This window comes from Tardiphaga sp. 215_C5_N2_1, assembly GCF_052076055.1.
GTDB lineage: Bacteria > Pseudomonadota > Alphaproteobacteria > Rhizobiales > Xanthobacteraceae > Tardiphaga > Tardiphaga robiniae.
Genome location: NZ_CP197240.1, coordinates 5,630,468 through 5,654,610, shown reverse-complemented (window position 1 = coordinate 5,654,610; position 24,143 = coordinate 5,630,468). Strand labels below are relative to the sequence as shown.

Annotated in this window: 25 protein-coding genes; 6 read left to right on the top strand and 19 right to left on the bottom strand. The window is 61.7% G+C overall.

Annotation, left to right across the window (positions count from 1 at the left end):
• Window positions 1-38: 38 nt before the first annotated feature.
• The 10 genes from AB7828_RS26845 to AB7828_RS26800 all read right to left on the bottom strand — a co-directional run bounded on the left by AB7828_RS26845 (window position 39) and on the right by AB7828_RS26800 (window position 10,224).
• Entirely contained in the window at window positions 39-2,366 is a 2,328-nt protein-coding gene (locus tag AB7828_RS26845; protein WP_089261975.1) for a putative bifunctional diguanylate cyclase/phosphodiesterase, read from the bottom strand.
• A gap of 186 nt (window positions 2,367-2,552) precedes the next feature.
• On the bottom strand, window positions 2,553-3,878 hold the full coding sequence (gene tolB / locus AB7828_RS26840; RefSeq protein WP_441231644.1) for a Tol-Pal system beta propeller repeat protein TolB: 1,326 nt from the start codon (window positions 3,876-3,878) through the stop codon (window positions 2,553-2,555).
• A gap of 76 nt (window positions 3,879-3,954) precedes the next feature.
• Window positions 3,955-4,986 (bottom strand): cell envelope integrity protein TolA, encoded by a 1,032-nt coding sequence (gene tolA, locus AB7828_RS26835; protein ID WP_439062280.1) that lies wholly within the window; start codon window positions 4,984-4,986, stop codon window positions 3,955-3,957.
• A gap of 52 nt (window positions 4,987-5,038) precedes the next feature.
• Window positions 5,039-5,512 carry a biopolymer transporter ExbD gene (locus tag AB7828_RS26830; protein WP_093759405.1) on the bottom strand — a complete coding sequence of 158 codons (474 nt, stop codon included), beginning with the start codon at window positions 5,510-5,512 and terminating at the stop codon, window positions 5,039-5,041.
• 37 nt (window positions 5,513-5,549) lie between these two features.
• Window positions 5,550-6,263 carry a protein TolQ gene (gene tolQ / locus AB7828_RS26825; protein ID WP_089261977.1) on the bottom strand — a complete coding sequence of 238 codons (714 nt, stop codon included), beginning with the start codon at window positions 6,261-6,263 and terminating at the stop codon, window positions 5,550-5,552.
• 387 nt (window positions 6,264-6,650) lie between these two features.
• Window positions 6,651-7,130, bottom strand: a complete 480-nt coding sequence (locus AB7828_RS26820; RefSeq protein ID WP_089263604.1) for a DUF2852 domain-containing protein — start codon at window positions 7,128-7,130, stop codon at window positions 6,651-6,653.
• Window positions 7,131-7,237: 107 nt separating this feature from the next.
• Window positions 7,238-7,942, bottom strand: coding sequence for a TetR/AcrR family transcriptional regulator (locus AB7828_RS26815; protein WP_441231643.1), 705 nt, complete (start codon window positions 7,940-7,942; stop codon window positions 7,238-7,240).
• A 162-nt stretch (window positions 7,943-8,104) separates the two neighbouring features.
• Window positions 8,105-8,530, bottom strand: coding sequence for a YciI family protein (locus AB7828_RS26810; RefSeq protein ID WP_089261981.1), 426 nt, complete (start codon window positions 8,528-8,530; stop codon window positions 8,105-8,107).
• Between the two features lie 27 nt (window positions 8,531-8,557).
• On the bottom strand, window positions 8,558-8,974 hold the full coding sequence (locus AB7828_RS26805; protein ID WP_441231642.1) for a YciI family protein: 417 nt from the start codon (window positions 8,972-8,974) through the stop codon (window positions 8,558-8,560).
• Window positions 8,975-9,237: 263 nt separating this feature from the next.
• A complete protein-coding gene (locus AB7828_RS26800; protein WP_441231641.1) occupies window positions 9,238-10,224 on the bottom strand; it encodes a LysR family transcriptional regulator in 987 nt (328 codons plus the stop codon).
• 31 nt (window positions 10,225-10,255) lie between these two features.
• On the opposite strand from AB7828_RS26800, the gene AB7828_RS26795 reads away from it, so the two are divergent.
• From AB7828_RS26795 to AB7828_RS26785, 3 genes are all read left to right on the top strand, one after another.
• A complete protein-coding gene (locus AB7828_RS26795; protein WP_093759408.1) occupies window positions 10,256-10,849 on the top strand; it encodes an isochorismatase family protein in 594 nt (197 codons plus the stop codon).
• A 136-nt stretch (window positions 10,850-10,985) separates the two neighbouring features.
• Entirely contained in the window at window positions 10,986-11,171 is a 186-nt protein-coding gene (locus AB7828_RS26790) for a hypothetical protein (protein ID WP_441231640.1), read from the top strand.
• Window positions 11,172-11,209: 38 nt separating this feature from the next.
• Complete coding sequence (locus AB7828_RS26785) at window positions 11,210-11,746, top strand: pirin family protein (RefSeq protein WP_441231639.1); 537 nt, start codon at window positions 11,210-11,212, stop codon at window positions 11,744-11,746.
• Window positions 11,747-11,793: 47 nt separating this feature from the next.
• On the opposite strand, the gene AB7828_RS26780 is transcribed toward AB7828_RS26785, so the two are convergent.
• Window positions 11,794-12,159 (bottom strand): nuclear transport factor 2 family protein, encoded by a 366-nt coding sequence (locus tag AB7828_RS26780; RefSeq protein WP_441231638.1) that lies wholly within the window; start codon window positions 12,157-12,159, stop codon window positions 11,794-11,796.
• A gap of 5 nt (window positions 12,160-12,164) precedes the next feature.
• Window positions 12,165-12,812: a glutathione S-transferase family protein gene (locus AB7828_RS26775; protein ID WP_441231637.1), complete on the bottom strand. Its 648-nt coding sequence runs from the start codon at window positions 12,810-12,812 to the stop codon at window positions 12,165-12,167.
• Window positions 12,813-13,139: 327 nt separating this feature from the next.
• Here AB7828_RS26775 and AB7828_RS26770 point away from each other — a divergent pair, with 327 nt between their 5' ends.
• The 3 genes from AB7828_RS26770 (at window position 13,140) to AB7828_RS26760 (ending at window position 18,655) form a co-directional block, all read left to right on the top strand.
• Window positions 13,140-15,320, top strand: coding sequence for a TonB-dependent siderophore receptor (locus AB7828_RS26770; RefSeq protein ID WP_441231636.1), 2,181 nt, complete (start codon window positions 13,140-13,142; stop codon window positions 15,318-15,320).
• Between the two features lie 98 nt (window positions 15,321-15,418).
• A complete protein-coding gene (locus tag AB7828_RS26765) occupies window positions 15,419-16,222 on the top strand; it encodes an SDR family NAD(P)-dependent oxidoreductase (protein WP_441231635.1) in 804 nt (267 codons plus the stop codon).
• 183 nt (window positions 16,223-16,405) lie between these two features.
• Window positions 16,406-18,655 carry a TonB-dependent siderophore receptor gene (locus AB7828_RS26760; RefSeq protein ID WP_441231634.1) on the top strand — a complete coding sequence of 750 codons (2,250 nt, stop codon included), beginning with the start codon at window positions 16,406-16,408 and terminating at the stop codon, window positions 18,653-18,655.
• A gap of 30 nt (window positions 18,656-18,685) precedes the next feature.
• Here AB7828_RS26760 and AB7828_RS26755 read toward each other — a convergent pair whose 3' ends face one another.
• The 7 genes from AB7828_RS26755 to AB7828_RS26725 all read right to left on the bottom strand — a co-directional run bounded on the left by AB7828_RS26755 (window position 18,686) and on the right by AB7828_RS26725 (window position 24,096).
• Window positions 18,686-19,168, bottom strand: a complete 483-nt coding sequence (locus AB7828_RS26755) for an anthrone oxygenase family protein (RefSeq protein WP_441231633.1) — start codon at window positions 19,166-19,168, stop codon at window positions 18,686-18,688.
• Window positions 19,169-19,208: 40 nt separating this feature from the next.
• Window positions 19,209-20,408 carry a multidrug effflux MFS transporter gene (locus AB7828_RS26750; protein WP_441231632.1) on the bottom strand — a complete coding sequence of 400 codons (1,200 nt, stop codon included), beginning with the start codon at window positions 20,406-20,408 and terminating at the stop codon, window positions 19,209-19,211.
• 243 nt (window positions 20,409-20,651) lie between these two features.
• Window positions 20,652-21,059: a VOC family protein gene (locus AB7828_RS26745; protein WP_175366413.1), complete on the bottom strand. Its 408-nt coding sequence runs from the start codon at window positions 21,057-21,059 to the stop codon at window positions 20,652-20,654.
• Between the two features lie 15 nt (window positions 21,060-21,074).
• Entirely contained in the window at window positions 21,075-21,476 is a 402-nt protein-coding gene (locus tag AB7828_RS26740; RefSeq protein WP_231077992.1) for a DoxX family protein, read from the bottom strand.
• Between the two features lie 170 nt (window positions 21,477-21,646).
• On the bottom strand, window positions 21,647-22,981 hold the full coding sequence (locus AB7828_RS26735; RefSeq protein WP_309947458.1) for an RNA polymerase sigma factor: 1,335 nt from the start codon (window positions 22,979-22,981) through the stop codon (window positions 21,647-21,649).
• Window positions 22,978-23,343: a YciI family protein gene (locus AB7828_RS26730; protein ID WP_315840736.1), complete on the bottom strand. Its 366-nt coding sequence runs from the start codon at window positions 23,341-23,343 to the stop codon at window positions 22,978-22,980. The genes AB7828_RS26735 and AB7828_RS26730 overlap by 4 nt, the downstream gene beginning before the upstream one ends.
• A 90-nt stretch (window positions 23,344-23,433) precedes the next feature.
• Window positions 23,434-24,096, bottom strand: a complete 663-nt coding sequence (locus AB7828_RS26725; protein WP_309947460.1) for a TetR/AcrR family transcriptional regulator — start codon at window positions 24,094-24,096, stop codon at window positions 23,434-23,436.
• Between the last annotated feature and the right edge of the window lie 47 nt (window positions 24,097-24,143).

Genomic DNA, 24,143 nt, shown 5'->3' with positions numbered 1-24,143 from the left:
AATGGAAATGGAAATTCGAGAGTGTGGCCCGCGGCTGGTCAGGCCGGCGCGCGCGTGGCCTCTACATTGGCGCCGGGCTCGATCACGCGACGTCCGTGGGACGCGTCCAGGAGCTGCCTGATCCGGGTCGCAGGCACCGGGCGGCTGAACAGATAACCCTGGGCCTCGCTGATCGTGCCGTCGGCACTGATCAGCTCAAGTTGCTCGTTGGTCTCGATGCCTTCGACGACAACAGTCATTCCCAGATCGGCACTGAGGCGCGCGACGCCGCGCAGCAGCGTCAACGGACGGTCCGTATCGATCCCTTCGAGGAATGAGCGATCGATCTTCACCTTCTGCAGCGGGAAATTGTGCAGATAGCTCAGGCTCGAATAGCCGGTACCGAAATCGTCGAGCGAAATCCGGCAACCTGCAGCGTGAAGCTGCGCGAGGGCATCGTGGGTCCACTGCGTATTACGCAGCAGCGACGATTCGGTGATCTCGATCTCGAGACGACGCGCCGGCAGCCCGGACACATCGAGGGCGTAGCGTACCTCGCTCAACACATCGCGCTGATGAAACTGCTGCGACGAGAAATTGACGGCGACGCTGACCGCGTCCGGCCACTTCATGCATTCGATACAGGCCTTGCGCAAAATCCAGCGGCCAAGATCGACGATCAGACCCATGTCTTCTGCGACGGGAATGATATCGACAGGCGAAACAGTGCCGCGGACAGGATGATTCCAGCGCAGCAGCGCTTCGCAGGTCGAGATGCGCCCCGACTTCAGATTGACCAGCGGCTGGTAGTAAATCTCGAATTCTTCATTGGCGAGCGCCTGGCGCAGATCCAGTTCGAGCACGCGGCGCGCCTCGACCGTCTGGGCCATCTCGTCGCGGAAGAAGCAGAAGGTGCCACGGCCAGAGGCCTTCGCACGATACAACGCCATATCGGCGTTCTTCAAAAGGTTGTCAGCGCTGACGTCGGGTTCCGTCAACGCGATGCCGACGCTGGCGCCGATCTCGACCTGATGATTGTCGACCTCGTAGCGCTCACTGAGCCGTTCGACGATGCGACGCGCCAGATCGGCTGCATCATGATTTGTCTTGATGGCACGTTGGAACACGACAAATTCGTCACCGCCAAAACGAGCCACGAAGTCATCCGCGCGCAACATTTCGCGCAGCCGATCGGCGACCATGCACAACAGCTGATCGCCGCATGGATGACCAAGCGTATCGTTGACCTGCTTGAACTGATCGAGATCGACGAACAGCAGTGCCGACAGCGTGGATTGGTCCGAGCTCTTCAGCATGCGGCCGATTTCGTTCCGGAAACTGACCCGGTTCGGCAGCCCCGTCAATTCGTCGAAACGCGCCATGTGGCTGATACGCGCTTCGGAATTGCGGCGCTCGGTAATGTCTTCAAGCAGAACGACCGTGCCGCCGCCGACCATCGGCTGAAACTTCCACGACAATGCGCGTTCGCTCTCGTGGGCATGATCAAGGGTCGTGATTTCGGCCGCCTTCGAGCTTTCAATCTCGGTGATGATGGTCATCGCGCTGGCCGACGACACCGTCCCCGCATTGACGCAGAGCGAAACGACTTCGCGAGCAGTCACGCCGCGCTGCACGAGATCCTCTGAAATCTCCATCATCGCAGTGAAGCGATTGTTGAGCACCGCCAACCGACCATCGGCGCCGAACATGCACAGGCCGTTGGGCATGTTGTTCAGCGCCGTATCGAACTGGCCGGCGATGGAGCCGACCCGCTCGGTGGCCAGCAGCGCCTTGACGTAGACGTCATGTAGACGAAGCGTGATCCGGCGCAGGCCGACAAAGAACAGGACGTTCAGAAACGCAAAGCCGATATAGTAGAAGTCACCGTGGATAATCAGCGCCAGCGCCATCGGACCGCACGCCAGCAGCACCTGCAACTGCGCGATCTTCGGACGGCCATAGGTTCGGCCGGCGCCGGCCGCGATATAGGCGACGGTCACTGCCGTACCCAGCATATGCGCGACCGGATCATCGCTGCCAAGCAAAACAACCCAACACCACAGGCCCAACGCGGCTGCATAGAGCGAGCCGCCAACCATGTAATTGAATTCCCAGCGGATCGCCTCGTCGGGCGTCAGCGCGGTCTCGCGCTTTTCATAGCGGCTAAGCTGAAGGGCCCGCAAAGCGCCAATGACGATGATCAGGGCGGCGCATGGCCACAGCAAAGGGTTGCCGGTCTTCACCGCAGTCATGACTGCGCCGGTCCCGGCGCAGACCGCACCGGCCAGCATCGGAATCGGGTTTTCGAACAAGGAATCGACGAGCGCCGTGTAGATCGACGGCGACATCGATTTGCTGTTCGTCCGGTTGTGGTCGGCGAGCTGCATCGGGCGTAAATGCGTCCTGTTCAGGCGCACATTGGTACCGGGTCCTGATGAAGTCTTTCTGAGGGAACATCGTTAGCGAACTGTTTACGCATTCGCATAAACAGCAAATCTGCTCGTGATTTCAGCGCGGTGGGCAAAGTTTGCCGGGAATAGCCGGTAATCCGCCCGTCGCCGCCAATCGTTTGTTTACGATAGCAACGGCGACCAGGCCGGGTCGGACGCGAAGCCGGGGGTCGGGACCTTGAGCTCGTTGCGGCCGGACACGTCGACCGTAAACAGTGACGGGCCCCCGCCCGTATCGCGGAAGAACATGATCACGCGGCCATTGGGCGCGAAGGTCGGACCCTCATTATGATAGCCGGACGTCAGCAGCCGTTCACCGGACCCGTCGGGCTTCATGATGCCGATCGAGAACTGACCACCACCCTGCTTGGTGAAGGCGATATAGTCGCCGCGTGGCGACCAGACCGGGGTCGAGTAGCTGCCTTCGCCGAACGAGATGCGCTGGGCACCGCCGCCGGTTGCCGCCATCGTATAGATCTGCGGCTTGCCGCCACGATCCGATTCAAAGCAGATCTTAGAGCCATCCGGTGAGTAGGACGGCGAGGTGTCGATTGCCGGCGTGTCGGTGAGTCGCGTCGTCGATTTCGACCGCAGGTCCATGACGAACAGGTTGGAATTGCCACCCTGCTGCAGGCTCATGATGACGCGCTGGCCATCCGGCGAGAAACGCGGCGAGAACGACATGCCCGGGAAGTTGCCGACAACCTCACGCTGGCCTGTCTCGATATTGAAGAGATAGACCTTGGGATCACCCTGACCGAATTCCATATAGGTGATCTCTTGCGTAGACGGCGAGAACCGCGGCGTCAGCACCAGATCCGCCCCGCGCGTCAGGTAACGCACATTGGCGCCGTCCTGATCCATCAGCGCCAGTCGCTTCACGCGACGCTCCTTGGAGCCCGTCTCGTCAACGAAGACCACGCGGCTGTCGAAATAGCCCTTTTCGCCGGTCAGGCGCTCATAGATCTGGTCAGAAATGATGTGGGCGATACGACGCCAGTATTCCGGCGAGGTGAAATATTGCTGGCCAGCCAATTGCTGACCGGTGGCGACGTCCCACAGCCGGAATTCGGCCTTCAGGCGACCATCGCCCTGCCGGGTCATGCGGCCAGTCACCAGCGCCTGCGCATTGACGGTCTTCCAGTTCACGAAGTTCGGCGGCGCGTCGATATTGATCGCCTTCTCGACGAAGGCTGCCGGATCGATCGGCGCGAACAGACCGCTGCGCTTGAGATTGTTGGTGATGACCTGCGAGACGCCGACGCTCACCTCATTGTCCGCGCCAGTGCCGGCGGAGAAATTGGGGATTGCGATAGGCAGCGGCGCGACATTGCCTTCCGTGATCTGCACGCGCGCCTGCCCGAAGGCAGTTCGCACGCTGGTGCCCATCAGCAGACCGGTCGCCGCCATTCCTGTGATGATCTGTCGGCGACTTGGGCGAAACAACATCGGGGGCAATCCATTCTTGTCGGTCATTATTGCGGGCTTTGCTCGGTATTCGTGATCGTCACCAGGAGTGACGTGCTCATGACCGTCGTTCGGTGAAAACGGGTTCGAAAAACTTCCATTCGTCAAAAAACGCCGTAGGCAGTTTATACGGCGCACATTCGATAATCGCACGCAGTGCGCTCTCCTGATAGACGCGGAAATACGGCGTCGTTGGATTGCTGATGGCAACCGGCGTCGTTTCCAACGACCCGTCACGCTTCAGCTTGACGCTGAAAATCGACTCGGTCATCTGCGCTTCGATGCCGCCATAGGGCTTCTTCCAGCAGCGCTCGACCTGCGACTTGAACATTGCGCCCCAAGTGGCGACGTTGTTGCTCGCATTGCCTTTCGCCAAACCCAGAGCCTCGTTCGGATTGAGGTCGGACCCCGTCACCGAATTCCGGGTCGGATCGCGCTTATCGATCAGCGCCGCGATCTTTGACTGATCGAACACGCGCTCGGCCTTCTTGGCCTCTGCTGCCTTGGCCTGTGCTTCGGCCTTGGCTTTCGCTTCGGCATCAGCCTTGGCTTTGGCCTCAGCCTTCGCTTTGGCTTCTGCTTTAGCCTTGGCTTGCGCTTCGGCCTTCGCCTTGGCTTCCGCCTGCGCCTTGGCGTCAGCCTCGGCCTTCGCTTCAGCCTCTGCCTTGGCGTCGGCAACCGCCGCCGCTTTGGCTTCTGCCTTTGCCTTGGCATCGGCCGCGGCTTTCGCTGCAGCCTCGGCTTTTGCCGCAGCCTCCGCCTTCGCCGCTTCGGCCGCCGCTTTCTCGTCAGTTTTCGGCTGTTCCTTCGGCGCCGTCTCGGTGATCACCGGCGGCTTCTTGTCGTCGATCTTGCCGACGGTATCCTCGACCGGCGGCTTGGCCTCGGCGACCTTCTCCACTTTCGGCTTCGGATTTTCCTTCTTGCCGGTCTTTTGACCGACCATGGACTGGCTTTCGACGCTGATGTCGACCCCGACGGAATCCTCCGGCATCACTTCCAATGCCTTGGAAGAGAACGTGAGAAGTCCCCACCCGATCACGATGACGTGCAGGGCTACCGATGCGATGAGTGTCTTGTCGACCTTCACGATCAGATTTCCAATCCTGCTCCTGCCCAGATCACCCGGCTGTTCCACGAGCTTACGTCCCCTGCTCCGGCAGGATCACGATATTGGCCTTGAATCCGGCAGAGCGAACAGTGCCGAGCAATTTCATCATGTCCGTGTAACAGACGTCCTTGTCACCACGGAGAAACACGGTGTTGTCTGTCTCCGAACGCGTCGCCCGGATCGCCTTGATCTTGGCGTCGAGCTCACTCACCGGCACCAGGGCGTCGCCGACATACATTTCGACCGCCGAATTACAGCCACCGCCGGTGCGCTTCACCGACACGGTGAGCGGCGGAGCATTCTGCGATATCGACTTGCCGCCGCTCGCGATCGGCAGGTCGATATCGATGGTCGAGGTCATCAGCGGCGCCGACACCATGAAGATGATCATCAACACGAGCATGACGTCGACCATCGGGGTGACGTTGATCTCGGCCATGACGGCAGCACGCCGGCGCCCGCGCCGACCTCCGCCACCACCGCCCGAGCCCATATTCATCCCCATGACAGGGTGCTCACTTCAAGGTTCAATTCGTCACCCATCAGACGCGCTCGTCGATCTGGCGCGACAGGATCGCTGAAAACTCGTCGGCAAACCCCTCCAGGCGCTGGGCCTGTTTGTTCACTTCTGACGTGAATTTGTTGTAGAAAATAGTCGCCGGGATGGCGGCGATAAGGCCGATGGCCGTGGCGAACAGCGCTTCGGCGATGCCCGGCGCGACCACCGCCAGCGATGTGTTCTTGGACGCCGCGATCGCCTGGAAGCTCGACATGATGCCCCAGACGGTGCCGAACAGGCCGACGAAGGGGCCGGCCGAACCGACGGTCGCCAGCACCAGAAGGCGGCGCTCGAGGCGCTCGACCTCGCGGGCGATGGAAACGTTCATCACCTTGTCGATGCGCATCTGCAGACCGGTGAAGGAGCGCGCCTGGCTTTCGAACGACCGCTTCCATTCGCGCATGGCTGCGACGAAACACGCCGCCATCGACTGCGTCGGCTTGGCGGACAGCGCGCGGTACAGATCCTCGATGGACTCGCCGGACCAGAAGGCCTGCTCGAACCGGTCCATTGCGCGGCGTGTGCGCGCATACAGGAACATCTTGTCGATCGCGATCGCCCAGACCCACACCGAACAGCCCAGCAGTCCCAGCATGACCGCTTTCACGATCCAGTGGGCCTGCAGGAACAGCGCGATCAGCGAAACGTCGGATGAAGCCAGCGGCAGGGCTGACTGCGCCACATCGGCCGGATTCATGAACGGTATCCTCTCAACGCAAAAATCCTCAATTTGCCAGCGACTTGCTCATCGCTGGTGCCGCGGCCACGCATCGCGCGCGGCGCGGAACGCCAGTGCAATGTTCTGTTGTGTCGCATGGAGGGCTTGTCCGAAGCCGAGCCCTAAATTCCCTGCCAACATGTCAAAACAAGGGCTTGCACGCGTTTCTGCGGCTTTTACCAGACGCCAGTCATGGTTAATGCGGAGTTACCAAAGCGTGTTTTGGCCGAGAAATGAAGCGGTATTCGCTTGTTCGTGAAGGGCTCGTGACAAAGCAAAACCGCCCGCCTGAATGATCAGACGGGCGGCGATGTCGGCATCGGGCGAAGGGGGCGCTACCGCCTGACGCCTATCAGTTTGGGGCTGTTAGCCCTGCGGCTGATTGTTATCCGATGGCGGGGTCGGCTTTGGGCGGTGCTGCGCCATGAACTGGTCGAACTCTTCCTTGTCCTTGGCGTGACGCAGGCGATCGAGGAAGTTCTTGAACTCGTGCTGTTCTTCCTCAAGGCGGCGCAGGGTTTCGACGCGATATTCGTCGAAAGCGCGGTTGCCCGAGGTCGGCGGGCCGAAGCCGAAGCCCGATCCGAAGCCAGAGCGCTCCATGCGGTTGCGCATGCGCTCCATCTTGTACTGCATCCGCTCCATCTTGTTCTCGAAACGGCCGTTACGATCCCAGCAACCCATTTTTCTGCTCCCGAGTGTGAAGAAGAGAAGTGCGAGGCCAACCGGCCACCAGATGATAAAACCGAGCACGATCAATACGATGTGCCATGGTGAGCGCATCTGGTAGGACACCCGATCATCGGCGGGTGGACCCCATCGATTGTAATCTGCAGCGTTGGCCATTTTCCTCTCCATCAGCGGCACCATGCCGCTTGTGAATGTAAATAACATTTACATACGTAGCTCACGGCCGGATTTTGTCAAGGCGACCGCAAGGGGAGCGCCACGAATTATTTTGGGGTGGTTCCCCAAGGACCCGATTTGGGCGCTGTAGATGTGTCGGACTTGTGGACGTTTTGGTCGGTTGGAAAGCCCAGTCCGCGCAAATAAATCAGCGCACCGGCCTCCAGCAGGTCGTCCGGCGACATCGGCAATTTGCGCCGCGCGGCATCGCCGCGGCCGAACAGCGAGGCCACGCCGTGCGCCAGCGACCAGATATGCAGCGCCATCATCATCGCCGGCGGACGCGTCACACCGGGCGGCGTCAAGGCGGCCAAACGTTCTGCCGCCGCACGGATCACACCGAAGGCACGTTCTCCCGCCGCGGCCAGTTCAGGACTGGAATCTACGGGGATTCCGGATTCGAACATCGCCGAATAGAAGGCCGGTTCAGTGCGGGCGAAAGCGAGATACGCCTTGCCGATCCGCTCGAAAGCCGTGACCGTATTCGGACGGCCATCATCCCACGCCGCCGTCAGCACCTGCTCGAACTGCTCGAAGCCACGCTGCGCGATGCTGGCGAGGAGATCGTCGCGATCACGGAAATGGCGATAGGGCGCGGCCGCGCTGACGCCGGCCGTGCGCGCGGCATCGGCGAAGGTGAAGCCCGCAGGCCCCTTCTCCGCAATCAGCCCCAGTGCCGCCTGCAGCAGGGCCTCTTTCAGATTTCCGTGGTGATAACCGCGCTCGCCGCGGCTGTCTTTGCGCCAGCTCATGTGAAGGGCTTTAACATGAGCCGGGCCAAAAGGTCACACCAAAACGGTGTGACCGGCGCAAATTCCCTCAACAAATCAACGCCCGCCGCATGCGGAAATCCTGCGGCAGGCATGCGGCCGTGTTGCGACACGACCGTTTCATGCCCGTCACAGTGATTTGCCTCAGCCGAGCCGCTTCGCGGTGGTCTGCATCTCCTCGAATCCCGAGGCGACGGCCTGCACGTCCTCCGGATAATCGGCCATTTCCTGCACCTGGCGGATCTCGATCACCTCGTTGGGCGTCGCCGGGCAGCGACTGGCCCAGGCGATGGCCTCATCGCGCGAGGCGACGTCGATCATCCAGTAGCCGCCGAGCACTTCCTTGGATTCCGCGAACGGCCCGTCGGTCACCACCGGCTTGCCGGATGGAAAGGACACCCGCGCGCCCATAGATGGCGGGTGCAGTCCGTCGCAGGTGATCAGCACACCGGCGTCCATCAGCGCCTTGTTATAGGCCATCATCGCGGCGACGCGCTCGACATCCTCCGGCACGGTGCCCGGCGCCGCAGTCTCATAGCCGCCGGGGATCATCAGCATCATGAATCGCATGGTCACTATCCCTATTGATCTCGTCGCTTATTTCTTCGCGGCTTGCGCGCGCAGCCGCTCTTCCTTCTCGCGCAATTCGGGCGTGAGGGCGTCGCCGAAATCCTCGGCCGCAAACACCTGACGGATCTCGATCTCGTCGCCGGCCGCAAACGGCGCGCGCTTCATCCACGCGATCGCCTCGTCCTTCGAGGCAACGTCGATCAGCCAGAAGCCGGCAATCAGATCGCGCGTTACATCGAACGGCCCTTGCTTCACCACTGGCTCACTGCCGGTAAAGGTGATCCGCGCGCCTTTCAATGTCGGGTGCAGTCCCTCGCCGGCCTGCATCACGCCGGCATTGCACATCTCCTCATTGAACTTGCCCATCGCGGTCAGCAGTTCCGTCGTCGGCATCACGCCGGCTTCGGTGTCCTTGTTCGCATGCACGATCACCATGAAACGCATCGGTCTCTCTCCGTTGGAAGGTTCGACTGCAAGGATGACGAAGCAGCTTTTGCCAGTCCGACATGATCGGTGAAATTATTTCAGACGTCACGACCAATGGATTTTTTCCTTCAACCATGGTCAGCGGCAATCCCGCTGCGAAGTTGGGCTATGCCGCTGCCCAATCGGCTTGGTCCAGGCTTCTACAATTACCGGATCACAACTGGCCGCCCGTGTGGCTCTCCCGGACGCAATGATCGCTCAACAGCATTTCGAATGATCGACTAGCGCGACGCCCGATTATCTTTCAGCGCATCTGCGAATTCGGCCACGATTGCCTTTATCAGGCGACCGCTAAACCTATCCTTTTGCCACAGCGCCGTCATTTCGACAGGAGATGGCTCCCAACCTGTCAGGACGCGGACGAGCGCACCGGATTTCAGCGCGGCTTCAACCAAAAAGAATGGCAGGTTGGCAATCCCGAGGCCCGCAATTGCGGCGTCCACCAATATCGTCTGCCGGTTGGCCGCAAAGCTGATTTTGGGATGGATAGTCGCGGTCACGCCTTTGTCGTTTCGCAGGTCCCATTCGACCAGATCGCGACGGATCGCAAGTGCGGGAATTTCCCTGACGTCCTGCGGCTCGTTCAAACCGGGGTGTGCCGATAAAAAGCGCGGACTGGCGATCAGCACTCTCGGCAAGGTGGCAATTCTCCTGAAGATGAGTTCGGAGTCCGCGACCGGCCCCATCCGAACCACCAAATCATATCCTTCCTCAATCAGCGACACTCTGCGATCGGCAAGCGTTATCTCGATCGTGACATCGGGATGTCTGACTCCGAACCGGATCAACGCAGGCGCAAGCACTGCAGTGGCGATATCGGGCGGCAAGGAAAGACGAATGTTGCCCGACAGTGCGGCGCGTTCATCCTGAACTTCGGCTACCGCCTCTTCAGCGAGCGAGAAGGCCCCACGGCTTCGTTCGAAAAGTTGCTGCCCCTGCTCTGTGAGCACGACGCCCTTCTTCGTTCGCCGGACGAGTCGAACGTTCAAGGTATTTTCCAGCGCCGAGAGTCGCCGGGACAGCGTCGCTTTCGGAATGCCCGTCGCACGCTCAGCGGCCGCGAGCCCTCCGGCCTCGACGATACGGGTGAACAGCGCAAGGCCGTCGAAATCTCCGAAGACTGCCATGTTCCATTTATGAAACATGATGAGGCTATTTTTCAAGCCTGCCGCAGGCTTTGTTTCATTTCTACACTTATGGGCGAGCAATGACGCTCTTTGAGCCAAACCAGGTCAGATCATGCCCAAGTACTTCACCCCGGAAAATTCCGCGCTTCTGCTCATCGATCATCAGATCGGCACGATGCAGTTGATCAAGAACATCGACGTCGCCCGGGCCAAGCGCATGTCGCTGGCACTGGCGAAAACCGCGAGCATCCTGAACATTCCGACCGTCCTGACGTCGAGCCAGGAAGATCGCCTGCAGGGGCCGCTGTTGCCGGAGCTGCAGGAGATCCTGCCAGACGCCTTCAAAGCGCGCGTCAAGCGCGAAGGCATCGTCAATGCCTGGACCGACGTCAACTTCAAGGCGGCGGTGGAAGCGACGGGACGAAAGAATCTGATCATGGCCGGTGTCACGACCGACGTCTGCCTCGTCTTCCCAGCGATCGATGCGGTGACCGAAGGCTACAGCGTCCAGGCGGTCATGGATGCTTCGGGGTCTCCATTCGAGCTCTCCGAGGATATGTCCCGCCGGCGCATGCAGGATGCTGGCGTTGTTTTAACAGCGACCAACACGATGATCGCCGAGCTCGCTCAGAACTGGGGCACGCCCAATGGGCAAAAACTCATCCAGTTGCTGTTCACCGAAGTGCTTCCGCCGATCAATCCGTAACGCCGTCGCGCCCGCCGAAGCTGGAGCCTCATTGGTTCTGATGGAAGCAGAACCGAGCTCCAGCTTTTTGTTTGACGCGTTTTCTTGACGCGAACCGGCATCCACTTCGCTCGAAAACGCGATAAGGAGAAAAAACATGACCTCAGCACCAACCATCGCAGGGATCGGTGTCGTCTCACCCGAAAGCCATCAGGTGCGGTCGCAAGGGCCATTCCAGTTGCGTCGCATCCATCCCGGCATCTCTCTGGGACAGCCAAACGACGCAGGCTTCGGCGGGCTTGGCGTTATCGACCACGCCCGGCTGCAACCGGCCTCGTCGTGAGGATGCACGAGCATCGCAATGACGAGATCATAAGCTACATGCGCGCAGGCCGCATGCAACACACCGACTCCGCCGGAAAGAGTGAACTTATATCGCCCGACCGGTTGATGGTGATGAACGCAGGCCGCGGTTTTCATCATGAAGAACGAGTTGTCGGAGACGACCAGATCGAAATGCTGCAGATTTTCGTTCGGCCTGAGGCCGCAGACGAAGAGCCGATCGTTCAATTTGTCCAACTCGATGAGATCAAGCGAAACGATCAATGGCGGTTGCTGACCGGACCGAAAGGATCCGGCGCCCCGACCTTCGTACGTCAGGCCATCTACTTGTACGACACCCACCTTGCGGCGGGTCGAAGTATCGACCTCCCGTCCAAACCCGGGTTCGATCGTTGGCTCTATATTTTTAAGGGCAGAGTATCTGCGGGACAGCACGACGTCGGAACACATACCGCGCTGATGCTTGCCGCGGATCAGGCCGAGATGAACGTTACCGCCGTCCAGGAAACGGACCTCGTTGTTTTCCTCGTCGATCGGAACGCGAAGTTCTCGCGTGGAGGAACTATCAGCGGTTGATCCGAATGGATGGTTCGGATCTTGTCCGCGCTCATATGATTGCGACCTTACGACGCCTGCTTCTGGAATACCCCATCCCTGTATGTCGCGCCGAAATACACATCGATCGACCGGATGAGATCGCCCTCGAAGCCGAAGACTTCGGTGTTGCGAAAGCTCCTGCCGTCCTTCGCCACGCAGCGATAGGTCACGAAAGCCGTATCGCCATCGACCGCGATACGCTCGAGATCATGCTGCGCGATCCAGTCGGCGACACGCCAGCAGCGGGCGAAATAGGTCACCTTGTCGATCCCGTCATCGAACGGGCTCGTAAAGGTGAAGTCGTCCGTGAACGCATCTTCGACGGCCTTGCGGTCATTGCGCAGATAGGCTGCAAACAAGTCTAGGATGATCCTGGCCTTGTCGGCACTCATGATGCTCACTCCTCCGGAAACATGTGTGCGTATGGCTCCGCCTCCTTCACCACCCGTGCGAATGATGGACGCGCCAGCAACCGGCCGAGATAGGCGGAGACGTTGCGATGCGCGTCTCCGAACGGATGCACCTTGTTCGCGTAATAGAGCGCCGGCGCAGCCGCACAGTCGGCGAGCGTGAACGCTGTGCCCATCGCCCACACGTTCGTCGCCATCTGCCTGTTGATCATGCCGTAGGACGTGGTGAGCTGGGCCCGCGCCATGGCGACGCCATGCGGATCCTTCTTGTCAGCCGGCACCAGACGGTCGCCGACGATCTTCTGCGTCGGCGTGTGCACATAGAGATCGTAAAAGCGGTCGCGTAACCGCATCTGCAGGCCGGCGTCGCCATCGGGGATGAAACGCGTGCGGCCGGGAAAATGCCGGTCGAGAAACTCGATGACAATGGAGGACTCCGGTACGATCGCACCGCGCGCATCGTCCTGCAGCACGGGGAATTTGCCGATCGGCCACAGCTTCAACAACGCCGCGCGCTCGGCCTCGTCGCCGAGATTGACCATATGCGGCGTGAACGGCGTGTCGTTCTCGTAGAGCGCGACCAGCGCCTTCCAGCAGTAGGACGACAGCGGATGGAAATGCAATGTGAGGGACAAGGGAACCTCCTATCGGTGAACGATATCGCTCGCAAACGACGCCGACAGGTGGCGCCGTGCACAGGACGAACGAGATTTTCTATTGCCGACATCCCATGGCCCTTTTTCGATGTGGCGGACGCAGAAGTCATGCAGCCGGGCCTCGGGAACAATCAAGGAATTCCAAACTGGAGCAATACTAAACTCGCGGTCTGTGGAAACGATGGTTTGCCGTTCACACCGCCTCACGCGCGCGTTACCGCCTTAGCTGAAAATTAGCTAAGGAGCGTAAGCGTGGCCATTTCCCAAACCTCACAGCGACTCTTCGGAGCGTCTGTCGCAGTTCTTATGACCTTCGCGATCGAAGCTCCGACGCAGGCCCAGAGCCAGCTTCCGCCCGTCGTTGTCGAGCAGGCCAAACCTCGTGCCACGCCGGCACGTCCGCAGCGGTCGCGGGCGGCGCGCTCCGCCGCCAGCCGTCGAACTGCAGCGCGGGGGTCGACGGCGCCGGCCGCGACCGCCGCTCCGGCTGCTGCGGCTTTCGAATCCGGCACGGGTCCGGTCCAGGGTTATCTCGCCGCGCAGAGCACCACCGGCATGAAGACCGACACGCCGCTGCGCGAGACCGCACAATCGATCTCGGTGGTGACCGCCGACCGCATGACCGATCAAGGGGTCACGAATGTTCAGGAAGCCATACGCTATGTGCCCGGCGTGCTCGCCGACCCCTATGGCATGGACTCGCGCGGCGACTATCCGCGCGTCCGCGGTCAGGACCCCAACATCTTCCTCGATGGCACCCGCGTCGTGAACACCTTCAAGTTCGGCGAATGGCGGCAAGACCCCTACATGCTGGAGCGCGTCGAGGTGTTTCGCGGCCCTTCCGTGCTGTATGGCGACACCTCGGTGGCCGGCCTGATCAACCTGATCTCGAAACGGCCGCGAGCAGAAGGCTTCAATGAGATCGGCGTGCAGTTCGACAACTTCGGACGCAAGCAGATCCAGTTGGACACGACCGGCAAGCTGACCAAAGACGGCGACTGGCTCTATCGTTTCGTCGGCGTGTTCCGGGACGGTCACTTGCAGACCGATTTCACGCCGGATGACCGCATCCTGCTCGCCCCGTCGCTCACCTGGCGACCGACCACCAACACCAACTGGACCATTCAGGGCTTCTACCAGAAGGACAAGTCGAGCACGGGGACCGGTTTCATGCCGCATGAAGGCATGCTCTATCCCGGCCCGAACGGCCTCATTCCCATCACCCGTTTCACCGGCTATCCCGGCTACGATCTGTACCAGGTCGAAACCTCCGGCATCGGAAGCATCTTCGAGCATTCCTTCAACGACGCGGTGAAGTTCACGCAGAACCTGCGCTACACTCATATCGAGAGCATCTATCGCACCGGTTATTCGGACAGCTTCTCGAACCCCGCCAACCCCTACCTCGATCCCGATCGCCGGACGGTTGCGCGGTTCCTGGACAATCAGGAGACAACCCGCGACCAGATCACCATGGACAACAATCTGCAGTTCAAGTTCCTCACCGGCCCGGTCAGCCACAAGGTGCTGGTGGGCGCCGACTATCGCGAGATCAATGAACGCAGCCGCACCGGGAGCGCCTTCGATCCGACTCCGTTCGATCTCTATGCGCCGGTCTACACGACGACGATCGCGCCCGAACTGTTCGACGATCCGCGCGTCCGGCAGAACCAGCTCGGCCTCTACGCGCAGGACCAGCTCCGCGCGGGTCCATGGCTCGCAACCCTCGGCATCCGGCAGGATTTCGTCGGCAATCGCGTCGTCGGCAGCCCCGACGAGGACACGCGGGCAACCACCGGCCGCGCCAGCCTGATGTATGAGACGCCGTTTGGCTTCAATCCCTATGTGACCTATGCGACGTCATTCAATCCGGTATTCGGTGCCAATGTCTGCGCCGGTATCTGCAAGGCGCAGCGCGGCGAGATCTACGAGGTCGGTTTCAAATACAATCCGTTCCCGGGCACCGCGATCAATGGCGCGATCTTCGACACTGTCGAGAAGAACCGGCTCGCCTCGGACCCCACCAATCCATTGTTGTCCATCCAGACCGGTCAGGTCCGCATCCGCGGCGCCGAGCTGGAAGTCATCACCAAGGTGACGCCGGACCTCAACCTGATCGGCGCCTATACTTATCTCGATGCCAAGGTCGAGAGCGGCGACAATGCCGGCAAACACGTCGAGATCGTGCCAGAGCAGCAGGCGTCGCTGTGGGGCACCTATCGGCTGTCCGCGCTCGGCCTGCGCGAGGTGACCATCGGCAGCGGCGTGCGCTATGTCGGCGCCTCCTGGGACGGCACCGATACGCTGCAGACGCCAGATTACACGCTGTTCGATGCCATGATCAAATACGAGACCGGTCCATGGCGGCTGCAAATCAACGCCAGCAACCTCGCCGACAAGCGCCACATGACCACCTGCCTTGCCCGTGGCGATTGCTTTCCGGGCATGGGACGGACGGTGCTGGGCTCTGCAACCTATCGGTTCTGAACTCCGCACATCGTCACCTGATCGAAGAGTGGCCGGGCTTGTCCCGGCCGCTCACGTTCTCTAAACAGCCCTGAAGTGATCAAGACACAGGGCAGGACATGACTAAGGCTGACGGCAAGGAACAGATTCGCAAGGTTGCACTCGTCACGGGCGCCGCACGCGGCATCGGCCTTGCCGTGGCCAAGCGTTTTCTCGGCGAGGGCTATCGCGTGGCGCTGCTGGATATCGAGCGCGAGCTGCTCGACGCCAGCGTCAAGGCGCTGAACGATCCCGACAACACGCTGGCGCTGCATACGGATGTCTCCGACGCCGCTGCTGTCGACAAGGCCTTTGCCGCCACGCAGGCCCGCTTCGGCCGGCTCGATGCACTGGTCAACAATGCCGGCATCGCGAATTTCAAGCCTCTGCTCGAGACGACGCTGGCGGAATGGGAACGCATCATGGCCGTGAACCTCACCGGCCCGTTCCTGTGCACCAAGGCGGCGGCCCCTTTGATGCGCGAGCATGGCGGCGGCGCCATCGTCAACATCGCCTCGATCTCGGCGCTGCGCGCGTCCACCCTGCGCGTCGCCTACGGCACCAGCAAGGCCGGCATCATTCACTTCACCAAGCAGTCCGCCGTCGAACTCGCGCTGCTCGGCATCCGCGTCAATGCGGTGGCGCCGGGCCCGGTGGAAACCGCGATGGCCAAGGCCGTGCATACGCCGGCGATCCGCGCCGATTATCACGATGCGATTCCGCTGAATCGCTATGGCGGCGAGGACGAGCTCGCCGACGCGATCTTCTTCCTGTGCAGCGACCGGTCGAGCTATATCACCGGCCAGATGCTGGCGGTCGACGGCGGTTTCGACGCCACAGGCATCGGCCTGCCGACGCTGCGGCGCGAGGGCATCGACGGCTAGCGAAGGTCAGCGCCCGGATGACGCGCAGCAGCATCCAATTGCACGACTGCCGATTCGATCGCGCAGCTTTGCCAACTTAGAGAGATACTAATTCCAGACTAATTGTATGACGCCCCGGACGTCTTACGGCTGCGTCGCTGCGTGATAAGTCGCCTGCATCACTTGGTAATGGGGTGCGGGCAAATGACATTCAAATCTTCCACACATCTGGGATGGCTGGTCGGGACGGCACTGCCGATGCTGGCGCTGATCACGACACCATCGCAGGCGCAATCGCCGCAAGGCAGCACTGCATTGCCTGCCGTGGTAGTGGATCAACCCGTTCGACAGGCCGCGCGTGCGCGCGCGACCCGCCCATCGACGGCACGCGCGCGTGCAACACGCCAGGCTGCGGCGCGCAACAATGCGCCGGTTGCGGCTGCCACCGCTGCTTCCGGTGTTCGCGCGGAAACTGCCACCGGGCCGGTGCAGGGCTATCTCGCCAATCGCGGCATGGGCGGCACCAAGACCGACACGCCACTCCGCGAAACGCCGCAGTCGATCTCGGTCGTGACCGCCGATCGCATCACCGACCAGGGCGGCCTGTCTGTGCAGGAAACCCTGCGCTATGTGCCCGGCGTGACCGCCGATCCGTTCGGCGGCGATGCGCGCGGCGACTACACATTGATCCGCGGCCAGGAGCCGAGCCGCTATCTCGACGGCATGCAGGGCTCGCGGCTCAGCCAGGTGCTGGAATGGCGCCGCGATCCCTATGCGCTGGAGCGCATCGAGGTGCTGCGCGGGCCATCGTCCGTGCTGTATGGCGGCTCGTCCACCGGCGGCATACTCAACGAAGTGTCGAAGCGCCCGCAGGCCGAATCCCGCAACGAGATCGGCGTGCAGTATGGTTCCTTCGACCGCAAGCAATTGCAGATGGACTCCACCGGCAAGCTGACCAAGGATGGCGAGTGGTTGTATCGCTTCGTCGGCGTATTGCGCGACTCCAACTCGCAGGTCGACTACGTGCCGAACGACCGCATCCTGCTGGCGCCGTCGCTGACCTGGCGCCCGACCAATGATATCTCCTGGACCGTGCTCGGCAACTACCAGAAGGACAGTTCCAGCTCGTTCAGCGCCTTCCTGCCCATCGAAGGCGTGCTGAAGCCCGGCCCCAACGGCTATATTCCGGTCAACCGCTTCGCCGGCGAACCGAATTACGATCGCTACAACATCACCACCGGCGGCGTCACCAGCCTCTACGAGCAGAGCTTCGGCGATGTGCTGAAGATCAAGCAGAGCTTCCGCTACAGCCACACCGACGGCGATTACGCCATCATGTATCCGGACCTGTATTCCAACCCGACCAATCCATTCCTCGATGCCGGCCGGCGTACCGTGCAGCGGATCTACTACGCCCGTCAGGCCGCGAAGGATGCCTTCACCTCCGACAGCAATGCGGAGATCAAGCTGCAGACCGGACCGGTGTCGCACAAGGTGCTGGTGGGCATCGACTATCTCGGCCTGCACGAGAAAACCCGCAGCGGCAGCGGCCTCGATCCGCGGCCGTTCGACCTGTATGCGCCGGTCTATAGCAGTTTCTCGGCCTCGCTGACCGACGATCGGCAGGCACAGCAGGGCCAGACCGGCTTCTATGCGCAGGACCAGATGCGGCTGGGACCATGGCTCGCGCTGCTCGGCGTGCGGCAGGACTATGTCAGCTATAGTATCGAGGGACTACCCACCCAGAACGACAGGGCCACCACCGGCCGCGCCGCGCTGATGTACGAATTGCCGTTCGGCGTCACGCCCTATGTGTCCTGGGCACAGTCGTTCAATCCGATCTTCGGCGCCGGCACCTGCGCCACGTTCTGCAAGCCGGTGCGCGGCGAGCAGTATGAGGTCGGCGTCAAGTACAATCCGTTCGCCGGCACAGCGATCAATGTCGGGTTTTACGACACCACCGAGAAGAACCGGCTGTCGGGCGACCCGTCCAATCCGATCTTCTCGATCCAGACCGGCCAGGTGCGGATCAAGGGCGCCGAACTGGAAGTGCTGACCAGCGTCACACCCAATCTCGACCTGATCGGCGCCTATGCCTATACCGACGCGCGGATCGAGTCCGGCGACAATGCCGGCAAGCGCGTGGCCAGCGTGCCGCAGCAGCAGGCGTCTCTGTGGGGCAAATATCGGCTGGCCTCGCTCGGCCTGCCAGAGGTCACCGTCGGCGCCGGCGTGCGTTACATCGGCGAATCCTGGGACGGCATCGACGTGCTGCGCACGCCGGACTACACGCTGTTCGATGCCATGGTGCGCTGGGACAACGGCCCGTGGCGGCTGCAGTTCAATGCGACCAATATTGCCGACACCCGCAACATCGCCACCTGTCTCTCGTTCGGCGACTGCTTCTACGGCATGGGCCGCACGCTGCTGAGCACCGCGACCTATCGGTTCTGAGGCCCGGCACCCGCTTCGCTCGAAAACGCTCTAGAGAACGCGGAGCCCCAGCATAAAAAAGGCCAGCGCGCCGGTGGATGCCACCGTGCGCACGTGGTTCCAGCCGGTCCAGACCGACAGATAGCGCGTCCACAGACTTGCAGTCTCGGCGCTGTCGGCGGGTGCGGCAGCGAGCGCGTCGTTCAGCGGCACGTTGAAGACAACGGTGACGAGGAAGGTACCGACGGTATAGAGCAGTGCACCCGTGACGAGATAGGGTGACGCCGGATGCGACCAGTTCAGCACCGCGATCACAGCGATGACGACGCAGAGCAGCACCGTGCCCATGAAAGCGGTGAGGAACAGCGGGCTGAGAATCGTGCTGTTGATCGACTGCATCGCGGCAATACCGGCCGGCGCCGGCAACTTGCCGAGCGCGGTCATCACCGTGACCGAGAATACGAAGAACAGCCCGGCCATCAGGCCGGAGCCTATCGCTGCCGCAAATGTCAGGCCGAACGACATTCGTCCCATCCTCACCTCGACCCCGTCGGCGCGCAGCCTAGCAGTTTTACTACTCCGCAAGCTGCGGCGAAAGTTCGCGCGGGCGTAGCGTGGCGATACTGACGGCAAGCGCACCAACCGCCGTGCAGGCGATGGTCGCGACCATCGGCAGCGAGGTGCCGTCGAAGAACAGGCCGGACACGCCGATCATCAGACCACCGGTGACCATCTGCAGCGTGCCGCCCAGGGCGGAAGCGATGCCCGCGATGGGGCCGTGGTTCTCCAGCGACAGCACCATGGTGGACGGGATCACCAGACCGAGGAAGGCGAAGGACACGAACAGCAGCGGAATCAGCACGGCAAGGCTGGTGAAGCCGGCCAGCGTGAGCGCCAGCAGCACGACTGCGAAAAACGCATAGGCCGACACCGCCGCCATCACCACGCGGCCCATGCCGAAGCGGCCACCGAGATAGCCAGCGAATTGCGAGGCGCCGATGAAGCCGATGGCGTTGACCGAGAAGGCCAGGCTGTATTGCGTCGGCGTCAGACCGTAGTGACCGATATAGACAAAGGACGATGTCGCGAGGAACGCGAAGAAGCTCGCCATGCCGAGGCCACCGATGAAGGTGAGCCCGAGAAAGTGCCAGTCGCGCAGCAGCTCGCCGAAGCTGCCGAGCACATTGCGCACACTGCCCGAGATGCGCTCATGCGCGGGGCGCGTTTCCGGCAGCAGCGAGGCCACCAGCACAAGAGCAATGACGGCTGCGATGGTCGTTGCAACGAACACGGCGCGCCAGCCGAATGGCACGATCAGCGCACTTCCGCCGAGCGGCGCGAGGATCGGTGATACCGAGAATACCAGCATCACCAACGCCATCAGCCTGGTCGCCTCAGGGCCGGTGTGCAGATCCCTGATGATGGCACGCGGGATCACGCCCATGGCGGCGGCGCCGAGACCCTGGACAAAGCGGAACGCAATCAGCCAGGCCACACCCGGTGCCAGCGCGCAACCGATCGAGCCCGCGATGAACAACGCGAGACCCGCATAAAGCGGCGCCTTGCGGCCGTAGACATCGGACAGCGGACCATAAGCGATCTGGCACAGGCCGAAGGCGATGAAGAACGCAATCAGCGTCATCTGCGTCGCCGAGGTTGTGGTGTGCAAATCGACGGTGATCGCGGGCAGCGCCGGCAGATACATGTCGATGGCGAAGGGACCGACGGCGGACAACAGGCCGAGCACGACGGCGTTGCGGGTAAAGGCGGACATGGGATTTTCTTTTCTTGTTCAACGTGGCCGCGACGCATCTTCGATCGCTGATCGTGACACGCCGGCTGAGATGAGGAGCAAGGCACAGCCTCTCACAACACCAATGATCTGACGGGGCGCCTTGTAGCGGAAGAGAACCCTACACGCCAATCAAGCGGTTGGCATCGTGCCCCGCCCCTCACCCGCCGCGACCTCTCCCCGCGCAAGTGCGGGGAGAGGTAAGAAAGCGGCGTACGCCTCACATCACTCCATCGCGCAGTTGATCATCCAGGGCGCACCGAATTTATCGACACACATGCCGAATCCCTTCGACCAGAACGTGGGCCCGAACGGCATCTTGATGGTGCCGCCCTCGGACAATGCCGCGAACACCTTGGCGCCATCAGCAGGATCCTTGATCTGCAGCGCTACCGACATGCCCTGCATCTTCTCGAAATAATCCGGCGGCGCGTCCGAAGCCATGATGACCTCGCCATCGACCGAGATCTGGCCATGCAGCACCTTCTTGGCCATCGACGGCGGCATCTGTTCCGCCGCGGGCGAGCCTTCCACATGCATGATGACGTCGATCTTGGCCCCGATTGCCTTCACATAGAAATTGAGGGCCTCTTCGCAATTGCCGTTATAGTGAAGATAGGGATTGACCTGCATCGTTCTTTCCTCCGGTTAAAGACTCTGGTTTCGGATCGGGATCATCGCGCGCATAGCGGGATCGCGCAGGTACAGCCCACCCCATGCCATCACGCCGATGTAAAAGCCAAACAACAGATGCGTGAACAGCGGGCTGTCGACGCGCAGATGTGTCGCCATCGCGCCACCGAGCAGCCCGGTGAGCAGAATGGCGCCGAAAACGGACGTGCGCGGGGTCGCGTAAAACAATGCGCAGAGCAGCGTGAGAACGCCAAGGCCGCGCGCCTGCGCCATACTGCCGCTATAGCCGAGCTGCTGCATGGTCTCGGTAACCTCCTTGATCGGCACCAGCTTGATCCCGCCATCCATCACAAGAAAGAGAATGACGAGGCCGCTGAGAATGCGGCCGATCCAGAGCGCGGTACGGGAAACGGGCATGAAATGGTCCTGTGGTTCGAATAGCTACCGATGTCTCAAAGACGAGCGGCATCGACGCAATCCGACACCGCCATAGAAATTATTCGCGGTGTGCTTTCTTCCCTCCCCCCTTGCGGGGGAGGGTGGCGCGCAGCGCCGGGAGGGGGCGCCACACACGCCATCGCTTGTAGTTACCCCCCTCCCCGGCCCTCCCCCGCAAGGGGGGAGGGAGCAGAAAGCGTCTCGCCCGTCTTTCGTTTGCGGCTACTGTTCGGCGGCTTGCTCTCCAGCATCAGCCGATCGAGATGCATCCGGATGTGATCGGCCTCCGCCGACGTATTGGCCAGCGCGATGGCGCGGTTGAAGCTTTCTCGCGCTTCATCGTTGCGGCCGAGTTGCATCAGATAGGCGCCTTGCACGCCGAAAAAGTGGAAGTAATTTGAAAGTTTCGCGGCCAGCGGCGCGATCATCTCCAGCGCGGCTTCGGGACCGCGCACTTTCGAAACCGCCACCGAGCGGTTGAGCGTGATCACCGGCGACGGCTGCAGGATTTCCAGCGAGCCATAAAGCAAGTCGATCTGTGCCCAGTCGGTGTGTTCCGGCTTGGCCGCGCGGGCATGCAACGCGGCAATGGCCGCCTGGATCTGGTAGGCGCCGGTGCGGCGATGGCGCATCGCCTTGTCGATCAACGCCAGGCCTTCGGCGATCATCTTGCTGTTCCACAGCGTGCGGTCCTGATCGTCGAGCAGCACCAGCGCACCATTGGCATCGAAGCGCGCCGCCGAGCGGGCATATTGCAGCAGCATGAGCGCTGCGAGGCCCATGATCTCCGGTTCGGCCGGAAACAGCTTGAGCAGCAGCCGGCCCAGACGGATCGCCTCCTCGCATAATGGCGCGCGCAGATCGATGCTCTCGCCTGACGCCGAATAACCCTCGTTGAAGATCAGATAGAGCATGGCGGCCACGGCCGCGAGACGCTCGCTGCGCTCCGGCGCGCCCGGCGTCTCGAACGGCACATTGGCCTTGGCGACGGCAGATTTGGCGCGGGTGATGCGCTGTTCCATCGCGGCATCCGAGACGAGGAACGCGCGGGCGATCTGCTTCACCGTCAGGCCCGAGACGATCCGCAGTGCCAGCGCAATCTGCTGCGTCGCCGGGAGTTGCGGATGGCAGCAGATGAACAACAGCCGCAGAATGTCGTCGCGATAATGCGAGCCATCGAGACGCTCGGCGAGTTCGCTCTCGGCATCGTCCAGATCGGATATCGCGTGGTCGTCCTCCGGCAGCGGCTGCTGCTTCGCGCCGCGGCGGATATCGTCGATAGCGACGTTGCGACCGACCATGATCAGCCAGGCCGCGGCATCGCGCGGCGGGCCATTTTGCGGCCAAGTCTTCAGCGCGCGCAGGCAGGCGTTCTGGAACGCCTCTTCCGCGGTATCAAGGTTGCGGAAATAGCGCAGCAGCGCGCCAAGCGCCTGGGGACGCGCCGAGGTCAGCGCCGCATCGATCCAGGCGACATCGGTCATGGCTGGAACGCTCCGTGGAAGACGCCGATCGGGCGAATTTCATAGGCGCCGCCGGGATTGGCGCGGCCGAGTTCCCCGGCAATCTCCAGCGCGCCGTCGAGATTTTCTGCCTCGACCACATAGAAGCCGAGCAACTGTTCCTTGGTTTCAGCGAAGGGGCCGTCCAGCACCACCGGCGGCTCGTCCTTGCGCAACGTTGTCGCCGCGGTGGTCGGCAGCAGTCGCGCCACGGGACCGAGCCGGCCCTGCTGCGCGAGCTTGCCGTGCACAACGGCAAGCTTCGCCATCACGGCGTCGTCTTCGTCCTTCGACCAGCCGCCGACAACGGCTTCATCATGGTAGCAGAGGATGGCGTAAAGCATGGGGTCTCCTTGGATGAAAGACGGTCGACATCGTGCGATCCCGACAGGTTAGCGGAAATTATTGTTGGGAGCGCGGCGACGTGAAACACGTCATGCGGAGGACCGGCATAACAGGCCGACCGCCTTCTGCAGGAACGCCTCCAGCTCTGCGCGCGGAACACCGGCACGGGACCGGATCGAGAGCATATTCAGTATCGCAGACGCCATCTGCGACAGCGTGGGAACATCGATCGTCTCCGGCAATTCGCCGCGCGCGACGGCGGTCTTGAAACACCAGCCAAAGGCGTCATCGAGCTCGACAAAATTTTCGCGCATCATCGCGCCGATCTCCGGATCGGCGATAGCGTCGGACGCCACCGTCATGACAGCAAAACAGCCGCGCGGCGCGGTATCGCCTGTGGTGTAGATGTCGAGTGCCGCATCGAAGAACCGGCGCAGCCGCTCCCGGATGTCGATATCGGCCTTGAAGATCGCGATAACCCGGACGGTGTAGTCGTCGCGATAGCGCTGGTAGCTCTTGATATAGAGCGCGCGCTTGTCGCCGAAGGCGCCGTAGAGCGACGGCCGGTTCATGCCGGTCACTTCGCTGAGATCGTCGAGCGACGTCGCCGCATAACCGCCTTTGCGAAACAGCGCCAGCGCCTGCCCGATCGCCACATCGGGCTCATAGGCGCGTGGCCGGCCGCGGCGCTTCGGCTCAGTGGCCACCTCCGGCTTCGCCACGACGACGGGCTTTTTCTTTTTTTGTACCATTTCGCATTAAATTCCTTGACCAGATTTATATTATGCGAGACGGTACG

Excerpts from the sequence above, each read along its gene's own strand:
- AB7828_RS26845 (WP_089261975.1), bottom strand. The coding sequence starts at position 2,366 with ATGCAGCTCGCCGACCACAACCGGACGAACAGCAAATCGATGTCGCCG.
- tolB (WP_441231644.1), bottom strand. The coding sequence starts at position 3,878 with ATGTTGTTTCGCCCAAGTCGCCGACAGATCATCACAGGAATGGCGGCG.
- AB7828_RS26830 (WP_093759405.1), bottom strand. The coding sequence starts at position 5,512 with ATGGGGATGAATATGGGCTCGGGCGGTGGTGGCGGAGGTCGGCGCGGG.
- tolQ (WP_089261977.1), bottom strand. The coding sequence starts at position 6,263 with ATGAATCCGGCCGATGTGGCGCAGTCAGCCCTGCCGCTGGCTTCATCC.
- AB7828_RS26820 (WP_089263604.1), bottom strand. The coding sequence starts at position 7,130 with ATGGCCAACGCTGCAGATTACAATCGATGGGGTCCACCCGCCGATGAT.
- AB7828_RS26815 (WP_441231643.1), bottom strand. The coding sequence starts at position 7,942 with ATGAGCTGGCGCAAAGACAGCCGCGGCGAGCGCGGTTATCACCACGGA.
- AB7828_RS26810 (WP_089261981.1), bottom strand. The coding sequence starts at position 8,530 with ATGCGATTCATGATGCTGATGATCCCCGGCGGCTATGAGACTGCGGCG.
- AB7828_RS26805 (WP_441231642.1), bottom strand. The coding sequence starts at position 8,974 with ATGCGTTTCATGGTGATCGTGCATGCGAACAAGGACACCGAAGCCGGC.
- AB7828_RS26795 (WP_093759408.1), top strand. The coding sequence starts at position 10,256 with ATGCCCAAGTACTTCACCCCGGAAAATTCCGCGCTTCTGCTCATCGAT.
- AB7828_RS26790 (WP_441231640.1), top strand. The coding sequence starts at position 10,986 with ATGACCTCAGCACCAACCATCGCAGGGATCGGTGTCGTCTCACCCGAA.
- AB7828_RS26785 (WP_441231639.1), top strand. The coding sequence starts at position 11,210 with ATGCGCGCAGGCCGCATGCAACACACCGACTCCGCCGGAAAGAGTGAA.
- AB7828_RS26780 (WP_441231638.1), bottom strand. The coding sequence starts at position 12,159 with ATGAGTGCCGACAAGGCCAGGATCATCCTAGACTTGTTTGCAGCCTAT.
- AB7828_RS26770 (WP_441231636.1), top strand. The coding sequence starts at position 13,140 with ATGACCTTCGCGATCGAAGCTCCGACGCAGGCCCAGAGCCAGCTTCCG.
- AB7828_RS26765 (WP_441231635.1), top strand. The coding sequence starts at position 15,419 with ATGACTAAGGCTGACGGCAAGGAACAGATTCGCAAGGTTGCACTCGTC.
- AB7828_RS26760 (WP_441231634.1), top strand. The coding sequence starts at position 16,406 with ATGACATTCAAATCTTCCACACATCTGGGATGGCTGGTCGGGACGGCA.
- AB7828_RS26755 (WP_441231633.1), bottom strand. The coding sequence starts at position 19,168 with ATGGGACGAATGTCGTTCGGCCTGACATTTGCGGCAGCGATAGGCTCC.
- AB7828_RS26750 (WP_441231632.1), bottom strand. The coding sequence starts at position 20,408 with ATGTCCGCCTTTACCCGCAACGCCGTCGTGCTCGGCCTGTTGTCCGCC.
- AB7828_RS26745 (WP_175366413.1), bottom strand. The coding sequence starts at position 21,059 with ATGCAGGTCAATCCCTATCTTCACTATAACGGCAATTGCGAAGAGGCC.
- AB7828_RS26740 (WP_231077992.1), bottom strand. The coding sequence starts at position 21,476 with ATGCCCGTTTCCCGTACCGCGCTCTGGATCGGCCGCATTCTCAGCGGC.
- AB7828_RS26735 (WP_309947458.1), bottom strand. The coding sequence starts at position 22,981 with ATGACCGATGTCGCCTGGATCGATGCGGCGCTGACCTCGGCGCGTCCC.
- AB7828_RS26730 (WP_315840736.1), bottom strand. The coding sequence starts at position 23,343 with ATGCTTTACGCCATCCTCTGCTACCATGATGAAGCCGTTGTCGGCGGC.
- AB7828_RS26725 (WP_309947460.1), bottom strand. The coding sequence starts at position 24,096 with ATGGTACAAAAAAAGAAAAAGCCCGTCGTCGTGGCGAAGCCGGAGGTG.